Consider the following 12,128-nt stretch of genomic DNA (forward strand, 5'->3'; position numbering starts at 1 on the left):
CGTGCCGTTCAGTGCGAAACGGACCGGTTCGCCGGCTCAGCCCGCCTGGAGCTTCCCGAGGGCCTGGTCCAGGTCGGCGATCAGGTCCTCCACGTCTTCGATGCCCACGGACAGCCGGATGAGGTTCTCGGGCACGGCCAGTTCGGTGCCCTTGACCGAGGCGTGGGTCATTTCGGACGGGTAGTTCATCAGCGACTCGACGCCGCCCAGCGACTCGGCCAGGGTGAACACCCGGGTCGCTTCGGCCACGGTGCGCGCCGCCGCTTCCCCGCCCTTGAACGCCACGGAGACCATGCCACCGAAGTCCTTCATCTGGGCCCTGGCCAGCTCGTGGCCGGGATGGTCCTCCAGCCCCGGGTACAGGACGGACTCGACGGCGGGGTGCTCCTTCAGCCAGCGGGCCACCGCCATGGCATTGGCGGAGTGCCGGTCCATGCGCACGCCCAGGGTCTTCAGGCCGCGGGTGGTGAGCCAGGCCTCCATCGGAGCCGAAACCGCGCCGACCGCGAACTGGATGAAGCCGATCTTCTCCGCGGCGGCGTCGTCGTTGAGGATGACCGCGCCGCCGACGGCGTCGGAGTGTCCGCCGATGTACTTGGTGGTGGAGTGCACCACGATGTCCGCGCCCAGGGCCAGCGGCTGCTGCAGGTAGGGCGAGGCAAAGGTGTTGTCGACGACCAGCCAGGCACCGGCGTCGTGCGCGGCCTGCGCGACGGCGGCGATGTCGGAGATCTTCATCATCGGGTTCGACGGGGTCTCCAGCCACACCATCCTGGTGTTGCCGGCCCCGATGGCGGCGGTGAGCGCCTCCATGTCCGCCATGTCGACGGCGGCGTTGGTGATGCCCCAGCCCGAGAGCACCCGGTCGATCAGCCGGTAGGTTCCGCCGTACGCGTCGTTGCCGAGCACGATGTGGTCGCCCGGCGCCAGCAGCGCCCGGATCAGCGCGTCCTCGGCGGCGAGCCCGGAGCTGAACGAGAAGGCGTGGGCACCGCCCTCCAGGGCAGCCAGCTGTTCCTGCAGGGCATCCCGGGTGGGGTTGGTGCCGCGGCCGTACTCGTATCCGTTGCGCAGTCCACCGATGCCGTCCTGCGCGTACGTGGTGCTCTGGTACAGCGGCGGAATGACGGCGCCGGTGCTCGGGTCGGGGGCCTGGCCGGCGTGGATGGCGCGGGTGTTGAAGCCGTTGGTCATGGTGCTCCTTTCCGGGTGCTCCCGGCTGGTGCGGTTGGAAGTCTCTTCGGCGGTCCCTGCTCAGGCGCCCAGGAAGGCAAGCAGGTCGCGGCGGGCCAGTATTCCCAGCGTCTCGCCGTCGCGCATCACCAGGACGGCATCGGCGTCGGCGAGGGCCTCGACGGCGGCGGCCACCGGGGCCGAGGCACCGATCACGGGCAGGACGGGGTCCAGGTGGTCCGCAACCGGGTCGGAGGCTGCCGCCTCGCCGCGGAACAGCTTGTCGGTGAGGCTGCGCTCGGTTACCGCCCCGCGGACTTCGCCGGTGCGGACGGGAGGCTCGGCCGCCAGCACCGGCAGTGCGGGCAGGGATTCCTTGGCCAGGCGGGCAATCGCGTCGCGGACGGTCGTCTCAGGGCTGAGCCAGGGCAGCTCCGGTGCGCCGCCGTCGCCGGCGAGCACGTCGGACACCACGGTGCCGTCCTCTTCCCGGCCGAGGAAACCGTAGGAGCGCATCCAGCCGTCGTTGAAGATCTTGCCCATGTAGCCGCGGCCGCTGTCCGGCAGCACGATCACCATGACGTCGTCCGGGCCCAGGTCCCGCGCCGCGCGAAGGCCGGCCACCACGGCCATGCCGGAGGAGCCGCCGACGAGCAGGCCTTCCTCGCGGGCCAGACGGCGGGTCATGGCGAAGGACTCCGCGTCGTTCACGGCGATCACCTCATCCGGCACGGAGGGATCGTAGTTGTCCGGCCACATGTCCTCGCCGACGCCCTCGACGAAGTAGGGGCGTCCCGTGCCGCCGGAGTAGACCGAGCCCTCGGGATCGGCGGCGATGATCCGCACCGGACCCGAGGCGCGGTCCGCGGAGATGTCCTTGAGGTACCGGCCGGTGCCGGTGATGGTGCCGCCGGTGCCGGCGCCGGCGACGAAGTGGGTGATCCGCCCGTCGGTGTCCTGCCAGATCTCCGGGCCGGTGCTCTCGTAGTGGCTGGCCGGGGCGGCCGGATTGGAGAACTGGTCGGGCTTGAAGCCGCCGGGGGTTTCCCGCACCAGCCGGTCCGAGACGCCGTAGTAGGACTCGGGGCTGTCCGGGGCGACGGCGGTGGGGGTGACGACGACGTCGGCGCCGTACGCGCGCAGCACGTCGCGCTTCTCGATGCCCACCTTGTCGGGGGTCACGAAGATGGTCTTGTACCCCTTCTGCTGGGCGACCAGGGCCAGCCCGACGCCGGTGTTGCCGCTGGTCGGTTCGATGACCGTGCCGCCGGGCTGCAGCCTGCCCTGCTTTTCGGCCTCCTCGATCATCTTCACGGCAATGCGGTCCTTGATGGAGCCGCCCGGGTTCAGGTACTCCAGCTTCACGAGCACGGTGGCGTCGATGCCCTCCGTGACGTGGTTGAGCTTCACCAGCGGGGTGTTGCCGATCAGGTCCAGGACGGTGTTGGCATACTTCATGGGCTCCACGTTACTGGCAGGCGCTGCCCGGGGTCAGCCTCGGCGGCATCCGGCGTAGCAATGGCCGCCGCCGGTAGCGAACGCCACACCCGGCGGAACCCGAACGGCGCGGCTTGACGGGGGTGCCCCGTGAAAGGATGAAGCCATGTCCCTGCCGGTGTCCGCGCTGCCTGCCTCGGGGACCGGTCTCTCCGCCGTCGTTGAGCTGCCGGGCCCCTACAGCCTGGGTGCTTCCCTGGCGCCGCTGGCCCACGGACGGCGGGACCCCACCACTCTTGTGGGCACGGACGAAGCCTGGCTGGCCTTTGGCACCGCCGACGGTGATGCGACCCTGCGCCTGGCCGTCCTTGCCTCCTCAGGCGCTGCCGCCTCCGGCGCCGCCCACCCGCCCGCTTCCCCGCGCACCGGGCCGGGTGCCGGCCCCGTGCTGATCCGCGCATCCGCCTGGGGCCCGGGAGCGGAGGCTGCCCTGGCCCGCGTGCCGCGGCTGCTGGGTGCCGACGACGACTGGTCCGGCTTCGACGACGCCGGCTTCCTCGCCACGCTGCCCCGCCTGGTCACCGAGACCCGGCGGCGCAATCCCGGGCTGCGCCTGCCGGCCTGCGGGCGGATGCTGGACACGCTGGTGCCGGTGATCCTGGAGCAGAAGGTCACCCTGATGGAGGCCTACTCCGCCTGGCGGTATCTGGTGACGAAGTTCGGCCGGCCCGCCCCGGGCCCCGGGCCGGCGCACCTGCGCGTGGCGCCCGACGCCGCCGGCTGGCGCCGGGTACCCAGCTGGGAGTGGCACCGCGCCGGCGTCGACTCCTCCCGTTCCGGGACCATCATGCGGGCCTGCGCCGCGGCGTCGGGCCTGGAACGGTTGGCGGAGGCTCCCGCGGGTGCGGAGCTCGAGGCCCGGCTGCGCACGGTGCCGGGCATCGGCCCGTGGACCGTGGCGGAGACCGTGCAGCGCACGCACGGCGCTCCGGACACCGTCTCTGTGGGCGATTTCCACCTGGCCAAGTTCGTGGGCGCGGCCCTCACCGGCCGCCGGACGGACGACGCCGGCATGCTGGCCCTGCTCGAACCCTGGCGCGGGCACCGGCAGCGGGTGGTGCGGATGCTGATGCTCAGCGGGTTCCGGAAGCAGGCCTACGGGCCGAAGCTCGCCCCCGAAGACCACCGCCGGCGCTGAGGGCCGGTTCCGCCGCGCTGCTCAGTAGGGGGTCACGTCCAGGCGGTGGATGGTGTGCGGTTCCGCGCCGAAGCGCTTGAGGACAGCCACCACCGCCTCCTCATGCTCATCGTCGACCCCGGCCTGCACCCGCAGCCGGTCATCGAAGTCCAGCGTCCGTTTCTCGGACCGGAAGAGCTCGGTGCGGACGCGGCCGGTGTAGACGGTGGTCTCCGTCAGCTCCACCGACCGCGCCCCGGCCATCAGCAGTGCATCGCGCAGCCCGTCGACGCGTGAGGTGTTGACCACCGCACTGATCAGGTGGTGCACGTCCATCGCGCTGCCACCGTGTCCGGCAGCGCCGGGCCGGGCGCCGCCGCCGACCGTGCCTCCCCCACCCGTGCCACCGGCGCCGCCGCCGGTGCCGGACGTGCCCGGGGCGCCCGTACCTGGGGAGGTCGGGGCGCCTGTCTCGGCCGGCTGCGCTCCGTCATCGGCCTTCGCGCCGCGGCCGCTCGTCGTCGGCCGGGCCAGGATCCCGCTGAGGGCGTAGCCGGAGGCGCCCTGCTGGACCCGGTCCAGGTCGTCCTGCTCGGGCCCGGGTTCGCGCAGGCCCATGGTGCGGCTGATCAGGGCGGCGATGATCCAGCTCAGGATGAAGGAGAAGGCCACCACGGACAGGATGGCCACCATCTGGCGCCAGAGCAGGCTCCCGCCCCCGCCCGCGAACACACCGTCCGCGCTGACCGGGTTGATGGTGCCGTCGGCAAAGAAGCCGAGGAGGAAGGAGCCGAGTACGCCGCCCACGAAGTGCACGGCGATGACGTCGAGCGCGTCGTCGTAATGCAGCCGCCGCTTCGCCCGGACGGCGAAACAGCACACGCACCCGGCGATCAGGCCGATGATCAGGGCGGAGCCTGTGTTGACGAACCCGGCGCAGGGAGTGATCGTGGCCAGCCCGGCAATGGCGCCGGATGCGGCTCCGACCAGGGTGGAGTGACCGCTGCTGAACCGCTCCACCAGCAGCCAGGTCAGCATGGCGGCGGCTCCGGCGATATGGGTGTTCATCAACGCCTGGGCGGCGATGTCGTTGGCCTGCAGCCCGTCGCCGGCATTGAACCCGAACCACCCGAACCAGAGGATGCCCGCCCCGGCGAGCATCAGCGGCAGGTTGTTGGGCGAGGTCTTCGGGTTCGGCCAGCCGCGGCGCCGCCCGACGACCAGCAGGACGGCAATCGCGGCGGCGCCCGCGGCGGCGTGCACCACCATCCCTCCGGCCCAGTCCTGGGCGCCGAGCCGGACCAGCCAGCCGTCGGGATGCCACAGCCAGCGCGCGACCTGCGGATAGACCAGGATGGACCAGGCCGCCAGGAACACGGTCCAGCCGGCGAACTTCAGCCGGCCTGCGGTGGCGCCGGTGAGCAGGGCCGGGGTGATGACGGCGAACATCATCTGATACGCCACAAAGGCGAGCGCCGGAATCGTGACGCCCGCGGTGACGGTGTGGAATTCGGGAGTGTCGACGTCGACCAGGGCGAAGGCGTCGAACCGGCCGAAGACGGAGTCCCCTTCGTTGCTGAAGGCGAGGGTGTACCCCACCAGTACCCAGGTCACGGAGATGATGCCGAGCGGAATGATGTTCTGCATCATCATGGTCAGCACGTTGCGGACCGGAACCATGCCTCCGTAGAACAGGGCCAGGCCCGGAGTCATGAACAGCACCAGCCCGGCGCAGATCAGCACCCAGGCGGTATCGCCGCCGTTCATCGGGGGCCTGCCCCGCCGCGGGTGCGCTGCTGCCTTTGCGCGGTTCCCGCCGGACCTGGCTGCTGTCGGAACGATGTGCTTTCAGTTGCCATGGCTCCCCGCTTTCGGCTGGGCCTTGGCCGGGCGACTGTCCGCTGGCGTCAGGGTGCCTGGGACGGGCCCCAGGCTGACGCCGGGGCGGTCGGCCAGGCTGTTCGGGCCCAATGAGCGTACCGCCGTCCGCGGGGCAGGCAGAAGGGCAGCCGGGCAGAACGGTCGCGACGGCGCCAAAACGGCGGCCGGACCGGAAAAGGGCGGCGGGAGCGGATGTGCTCCCGCCGCCCTGGCTGTGTCCGGCGGTGCCTGCTGTGCGTGCCTGAGCCCGGCGTGCCGGGTCAGGTCATCCCGCGGCTCCGTTGAGCATGCCGTTGGGATCGATCACGTACTTCCGGGCCACCCCGGAGTCGAACTCCCGGTAGGCCTGCGGGGCGTCGTCGAGGCTGATGGGGGTGGCACCGACGGCCTGTGCAATCTGCACCTTGTCGTTGAGGATCGCCATCATCAGCTCCCGGTTGTACTTCATCACCGGACACTGGCCGGTGGTGAAGGACAGGGACTTCGCCCATCCGGTGCCCAGGTTCAGCGAGAGCGAGCCGACCTTGGCGGCTTCATCGACTCCGCCGGGATCACCGGTGACATACAGTCCGGGGATGCCCAGGGCTCCGCCGGCGGCCGTGATGTCCATGAGCGAGTTCAGCACCGTCGCCGGGGCCTCGCGGGCGGCGTCGGCTCCGTGCCCGCGCGCCTCGAAACCGACGGCGTCGACCGCGCAGTCCACTTCCGGCACGCCCAGGATCTGCTCGATCTGCTCCCGGGGATCCCCCTGCGAGACATCCACCGTTTCGCAGCCGAAGCTGCGCGCCTGGGCGAGACGGTCCGCATTGAGGTCTCCCACGATCACGACGGCGGCGCCAAGCAGCTGGGCGCTCGCCGCGGCGGCCAGCCCCACCGGGCCGGCACCGGCGATGTAGACGGTGGAGCCGACCCGGGTGCCCGCGGTGACGGCGCCGTGGTAGCCGGTCGGGAAGATGTCGGAGAGCATGGTCAGGTCCAGGATCTTCTCCATGGCCTGGTCCTTGTCCGGAAAGCGCAGCAGGTTCCAGTCCGCGTAGGGAACCAGCGCGTACTCCGCCTGCCCGCCGACCCATCCGCCCATGTCCACGTAGCCGTAGGCACTGCCCGGGCGGTCGGGATTCACGTTCAGGCAGATGCCGGTCTTACGCTCCTTGCAGTTGCGGCAGCGCCCGCAGGAGATGTTGAACGGCACCGACACCAGGTCCCCCACCTTGATGAACTCGACGTCCGGGCCGGTCTCCACCACCTCGCCGGTGATTTCATGCCCGAGCACCAGGTTCGGCGGTGCCGTGGTGCGGCCGCGGACCATGTGCTGGTCGGAGCCGCAGATATTGGTGGTGACCACCTTGAGGATGGCCGCGTGCGGCAGCTTCCTGCCCACGTTGTCCGGGTGCACCCCGGGCCCGTCCCGAAGCTCGAAGGCCGGATAGTCGATGTCCTGCACCTCGACCACGCCCGGCTCGATGTACGCTACTCCGCGATTTGAACTCATGTGCGCTCCTGCTCCTGTCCGTGGGGTGACAGGCGGCAGAGGGTCCAAGGCGTCCCTGCCCTGCCTGCCCTGTGGCGGCGCCTGCCGGCAGGCGGCGTCGTCCGTGGTGTCGGGAACACTACTCCTTGAACGGGGCGGGAACCAGAGGCACAAAAAGAGCCGGAAGCCCTCCTTCAGGAGGGCTTCCGGCCTGGTCTTTGGGGTGCGGCTGCCGGGGCCGGACTAGGACTGCCCGGCGGCGTCGGAACCGGCCTGCGCCTCGCGCTCCTGCGCGGCCAGCTGCTCGTGGACGGCCTTCATGTCCAGTCCCTTGACGGCCTCCACGAGGCCGCTGAACTGGGTGGCGTTCAGCGCACCGGGCTGGGAGAAGACCAGGACCTGCTCGCGGAAGGCCATCAGGGTCGGGATGGAGGTGATGCCCGCTGCCGCGGCCAGTCCCTGCTGGGCCTCGGTATCCACCTTCGCGAAGACAATGTCCTGGTACTCGTCGGAGACCTTGTCGTAGACCGGAGCGAACTGCTTGCACGGTCCGCACCAGTCCGCCCAGAAGTCAACGAACACGATGTCGTTGCCCTCGACCGTTTCGTTGAAGTTAGCCTCGGTGATGTCGATAGTTGCCATCCCTCCACGCTAGCGGTCCGTCAGCCTGCTGTCTGCCGCTGTTCGCTTTCCGGTGAAGCCCCCGGCCGCCTGCAGGGGGAAAAGGCGAAGGGCCCGGAACCAAGTGGTTCCGGGCCCTTCCGTTCGGTGGCAGATGAGGGATTCGAACCCCCGTAGGCTGTGCCAGCTGATTTACAGTCAGCCCCCTTTGGCCGCTCGGGTAATCTGCCGAACGTCTTCTGAGAAGACCTGCCGCAACAACGCGGCAAGACAACTTTACAGAAGAATCCTCCAGTTTCGAAATCGAACTCCGAAACCCTAGTGCCCGTGGGCGATACGGGCCTGGAGCCGGGCGTAGAAATCGGCGGCCTGCTCCTCGGTGACGGTGCCCCAGGCGACGGCGTTGGCCAGGTCCCGGCGGATGCCCTCCAGCCGCTCCGCGGCGTCGGGAGCCGGGCGGGCAGCAGGCATCAGGCCGCCGCGGAGGATCGGAAAGGGACGAAGGGCCGGGGCGGGAAACGGGCGGGTGTCAACGGCGGGGTGGTCGAGGAGGCGGCGGTTCGGCGCGGTGTTCTGTCTCACGGGCTCCACAGTGCCCCGCCAGGGTTAAGCGAATCCCAACAGAACCTGAACGCAGGCTGTGAAACGGGCAGGCCGTGATGGGCCGGCACCCAGCCAGTACGCTGGAGGCAGGCAAGAACGCGCACAGAAGGAGAAGCCATGGCAAGCGAGTCATCGTTCGACGTCGTCAGCAAGGTCGACAAGCAGGAGGTCGCCAACGCCCTCAACCAGGCCCAGAAGGAGATCGCGCAGCGGTACGACTTCAAGGGCGTGGGTGCGGAGATCGATTTCAGCGGCGAGAAGATCCTGATGAAGGCCAACTCCGAGGACCGGGTCAAGGCCGTGCTGGACGTCTTCGAGTCGAAGCTGATCAAGCGCGGCATCTCCCTGAAGTCGCTCGACGCGGGCGAGCCCTACGCCTCGGGCAAGGAGTACCGCATCGAGGCCTCCGTCAAGGAGGGCATCGCCCAGGACGCGGCGAAGAAGATCAACAAGCTGATCCGCGACGAAGGCCCCAAGGGCGTCAAGTCCCAGATCCAGGGCGATGAGCTGCGGGTCAGCTCCAAGTCCCGCGACGACCTGCAGGCCGTCATGGCCCTGCTCAAGGGCGCCGACCTCGAGGTCGATGTGCAGTTCGTTAACCTGCGCTGATCCGCCGGGCCGTCCCGGCCCGGCAACGGATGCGCGACGGCGGTGCCTCCCCTCCCCGGGAGGCACCGCCGTCGTCGTTCGCCCGGTCGTCTGCAGCTGCCGCAGGCGGCCCGCCCGGACCGGCTACGAGGCCAGGCCCTCGGCGGCGGGGCCGTCCTCTCCGTCGTCCTGAAGCGCCCGGCCGCCGACGGCCTCGCCCATCCAGGTCAGCAGCTCCCATCCGGAACCGCCGTGCTCCAGGACCACGATGCCGGTGTTGCTCAGCGGATTCGCGGTGATGAAGTCCGGTGCCACGTTCCCTGCCCGGGCGACGGACCAGGCGCGGATGATGGCTCCGTGGCTGAAGACCACCGGCGAGCGCAGGCCGGCCCGCAGCATCCGGTCGACGGCGTCATCGAAGCGGCCGAGGGTCTCGGCGCCGTCGGGACCCGAGGGCATCCGCGCTGCCAGGTCGCCGCTGACCCAGGCGTACACCGTCTCCAGGTAGGCCCGGATGGCTGCGTCGTCGCCGCGCATCTCCAGCGAGCCGGCGCTGATCTCCCGCAGCCCGGGATCGACCTCGACGGGCAGGTCCCGTTCCCGGGCGAGCGGCGCCGCGGTGTGCTGAGTGCGCACCAGGTTGGACGCGAAGAGGCCGTCCACGGACTCTTCACCGAGCGCCGCAGGCACGGCCCGGGCCTGCTCCCGGCCGAGGTCGGTGAGGCCGGGACCCGGTGCACCGGTGTCCAGCAGCCGGCGGACATTCGAGGGCGTCTGCCCGTGGCGGACCAGGATGAGGCGCATGCCGTGCCCCTAGTAGCCCAGCGGACGGCCGGCCATCCGCTCGAGGCGGCGGACCCGGTCATCCATGGGCGGGTGGGTGGAGAGCAGGCCCCGGACGCCGGCCTTGAACGGGTTCGCGATCATCAGGTGCGAGACATTGGCCAGGCGCTGGTCCTCCTTGGGCAGGGGCGCCCGCTGGGTGCCGGTTTCGAGCTTGCGCAGCGCGGAGGCCAGGGCCAGCGGATCGTCGGTCAGCTTCGCGCCGTCCTCGTCGGCGTCGTACTCACGGGTGCGGCTGATGCCCATCTGGATCATCGAGGCGGCGATGGGGGCCAGCAGGCCCATCGCGATGGCCGCGAGCGGGTTCGCGTTCCGCCGGTCCCCGCCGCCGAAGAAGAGCAGGAACTGTCCCAGCGAGGTGATGACGCCGGCGATGGCGGCGGCCACCGACGAGGTCAGGATGTCCCGGTTGTAGACATGCATCAGCTCATGGCCCAGCACCCCGCGCAGCTCCCGCTCATTGAGCAGGGCCAGGATGCCCTGCGTGCAGCAGACCGCCGCGTGCTGCGGGTTCCGGCCGGTCGCAAAGGCGTTGGGAGCCATGGTCGGCGAAACGTACAGGCGGGGCATCGGCTGCCCGGCCTTGGCGGAGAGCTCGCGCACGATCCGGTACATTTCCGGTGCCTGGGCCTCGGTGACCGGCACGGCGTGCATGGCGCGGATGGCCAGCTTGTCGCTGTTCCAGTAGCTGTAGGCGGTGGTGGCCAGGCCGATCAACAGGAAGATCCAGATGAAGGCGGAGTTGCCGGTGCCGCTCGAAAGCAGCCCGCCGATGATGAGCAGGACGGCGAAGAGCACGCCGAACAGTGCCGCGGTCTTCAGGCCGTTGAAATGACGGTGCACGTAGCCACGTTTCCTTCCATGCGGCACCCCGGTCGGCGCCGCGTCTGAACTGGGGGTTGGATTGGTCCACCATGTACAACGCTTTGTACCGTCCCCCTGTTCCGGTCAGGGCAGCGGATGCCTGGCGTCATAGGCCGCGAAGCCGGGCTGCAGGCGCAGGAGCAGCAGCAGGACGCCGATGCAGGCCAGGCCTCCGGCGACGGCCGCCCCGCCTTCCCCCAGCACCGTCGCGCCGAACCCGGCCACCAGGTCCCCGAGCCGCGGCCCGCCCGCGACGACCACGACGAACACCCCCTGCAGCCGTCCGCGCATATGGTCCGGCGTGGCCGACTGCAGGATGGTGGTGCGGAAGACGGCGCTGACCGAGTCCGCCGCGCCGCCGGCCGCCATGCAGGCGGCGGCGGCCCAGAGCCACCCGGGATGCGCCGGGCCGTCCTGCGCCCCGGCCAGGACGACGACGGCGCCGAACGCGGCCACGGTCAGGCCCCAGGCGGTGATCGACCAGGCGACCGCAACCCCCTGCCGCCTGACCGCTCCGAGCGGCCCGGAGAACAGTCCGGCGAGGACGGAACCCACGGCGGCGGCGGCCAGCAGCAGGCCGACGGTTTCAGCACCGCCGCCGAGCACCATCGCCCCGACGGCGGGCAGCAGCGCACGGGGGTTGGCCAGGACCATGGCGGCCAGGTCCACCAGGAAGGTCATGCGGACGTTGGGCCTGGTGCCCAGGAAGCGCAGGCCCTCCAGGACCGACCGCAGCCCGGCCCGGTTCACCTCCCCCTCCGGCGGCAGGGCACGCAGCCGGTACAGCGCGTTCATCGCTGCGGTGAAGGTGAGCACGTCGATCGTGTAGGTCCAGCCGTATCCGACGGACCCGACCAGCACACCGGCGGCCAGCGGGCCGACCGCCGCGGCCAGGCCGAAGGTGATCATGTTCAGGGCGTTCGCCGCCGGCAGCAGCTCCGGTCGGACCAGGTGCGGGATGATCGCGCTGCGGGCCGGATGGTTGATTCCGCCGGCCGCCGCATGGACCGCCACCAGCGCGTAGAGCAGCCAGATGTTGCCCAGCCCCAGCCAGGCCTGCGCGGCGATGCCGATCGTGGTGCCCCAGAGCACCAGCGCCGAAACGAGGGCCACTTTGCGCCGGTCGTAGGCATCCACCACGGACCCGCCGTACAGGCCGGCCAGCACCAGCGGCGCCAGCCCGACGAACCCGAGCAGGCCGACGTAGAGGCTGGACCCGGTGAGCGCGAAGACCTCCAGGCTCACGGCGGTCAGGGTCAGCTGCGTGCCGACGGCGGACAGCGCGGTGCCGAGCCAGAGCCGGCGGTACTCAAGGCTCTCCCGGACGGGGGTCAGATCGGCTAGCAGTCGAGGCACCAGAGCAGTCTAGGGCCCGGCACCGGCCGCCGCCGGAAAGATGTCCGCGTCGGGCTCCGCCCGTGCCCTGCCCGGCAGGCGGCGGCGATGGGTCGGGTTCCCGGCAGGATTGCC

General features: G+C 70.6%; 11 protein-coding genes and 1 tRNA gene. 2 read left to right on the forward strand and 10 right to left on the reverse strand.

Annotated elements, in window-relative coordinates; translation table 11 throughout:
* Positions 1 to 36: 36 nt before the first annotated feature.
* Positions 37 to 1,194 (reverse strand): cystathionine gamma-synthase, encoded by a 1,158-nt coding sequence (locus AC5RV6_RS02360; protein ID WP_494005672.1) that lies wholly within the window; start codon positions 1,192 to 1,194, stop codon positions 37 to 39.
* A 60-nt stretch (positions 1,195 to 1,254) separates the two neighbouring features.
* On the reverse strand, positions 1,255 to 2,631 hold the full coding sequence (locus tag AC5RV6_RS02365) for a cystathionine beta-synthase (protein ID WP_494005673.1): 1,377 nt from the start codon (positions 2,629 to 2,631) through the stop codon (positions 1,255 to 1,257).
* A 145-nt stretch (positions 2,632 to 2,776) separates the two neighbouring features.
* Here AC5RV6_RS02365 and AC5RV6_RS02370 point away from each other — a divergent pair, with 145 nt between their 5' ends.
* Positions 2,777 to 3,808, forward strand: a complete 1,032-nt coding sequence (locus AC5RV6_RS02370; protein WP_494005674.1) for a DNA-3-methyladenine glycosylase family protein — start codon at positions 2,777 to 2,779, stop codon at positions 3,806 to 3,808.
* 21 nt (positions 3,809 to 3,829) lie between these two features.
* Here the strand turns inward: AC5RV6_RS02370 and amt are convergent, their stop codons facing one another.
* From amt to AC5RV6_RS02395, 5 genes are all read right to left on the reverse strand, one after another.
* Positions 3,830 to 5,554, reverse strand: coding sequence for an ammonium transporter (gene amt, locus AC5RV6_RS02375; RefSeq protein WP_494005675.1), 1,725 nt, complete (start codon positions 5,552 to 5,554; stop codon positions 3,830 to 3,832).
* A gap of 379 nt (positions 5,555 to 5,933) precedes the next feature.
* Complete coding sequence (fdhA, locus tag AC5RV6_RS02380; RefSeq protein ID WP_494005676.1) at positions 5,934 to 7,160, reverse strand: formaldehyde dehydrogenase, glutathione-independent; 1,227 nt, start codon at positions 7,158 to 7,160, stop codon at positions 5,934 to 5,936.
* 222 nt (positions 7,161 to 7,382) lie between these two features.
* Entirely contained in the window at positions 7,383 to 7,781 is a 399-nt protein-coding gene (gene trxA / locus AC5RV6_RS02385) for a thioredoxin (RefSeq protein WP_494005677.1), read from the reverse strand.
* A gap of 127 nt (positions 7,782 to 7,908) precedes the next feature.
* Positions 7,909 to 7,990 (reverse strand) — tRNA-Tyr (locus AC5RV6_RS02390).
* 88 nt (positions 7,991 to 8,078) lie between these two features.
* Positions 8,079 to 8,342, reverse strand: coding sequence for a hypothetical protein (locus tag AC5RV6_RS02395; protein ID WP_494005678.1), 264 nt, complete (start codon positions 8,340 to 8,342; stop codon positions 8,079 to 8,081).
* A 138-nt stretch (positions 8,343 to 8,480) separates the two neighbouring features.
* Here AC5RV6_RS02395 and AC5RV6_RS02400 point away from each other — a divergent pair, with 138 nt between their 5' ends.
* On the forward strand, positions 8,481 to 8,972 hold the full coding sequence (locus AC5RV6_RS02400; protein WP_494005679.1) for a YajQ family cyclic di-GMP-binding protein: 492 nt from the start codon (positions 8,481 to 8,483) through the stop codon (positions 8,970 to 8,972).
* Positions 8,973 to 9,095: 123 nt separating this feature from the next.
* Here the strand turns inward: AC5RV6_RS02400 and AC5RV6_RS02405 are convergent, their stop codons facing one another.
* The 3 genes from AC5RV6_RS02405 to AC5RV6_RS02415 form a co-directional block, all read right to left on the reverse strand.
* Entirely contained in the window at positions 9,096 to 9,755 is a 660-nt protein-coding gene (locus tag AC5RV6_RS02405; RefSeq protein WP_494005680.1) for a histidine phosphatase family protein, read from the reverse strand.
* Between the two features lie 9 nt (positions 9,756 to 9,764).
* Positions 9,765 to 10,637 carry a zinc metalloprotease HtpX gene (gene htpX / locus AC5RV6_RS02410; RefSeq protein WP_494005681.1) on the reverse strand — a complete coding sequence of 291 codons (873 nt, stop codon included), beginning with the start codon at positions 10,635 to 10,637 and terminating at the stop codon, positions 9,765 to 9,767.
* Between the two features lie 105 nt (positions 10,638 to 10,742).
* A complete protein-coding gene (locus AC5RV6_RS02415; RefSeq protein ID WP_494005682.1) occupies positions 10,743 to 12,014 on the reverse strand; it encodes an MFS transporter in 1,272 nt (423 codons plus the stop codon).
* Between the last annotated feature and the right edge of the window lie 114 nt (positions 12,015 to 12,128).

The organism is Arthrobacter saudimassiliensis (assembly GCF_059090665.1).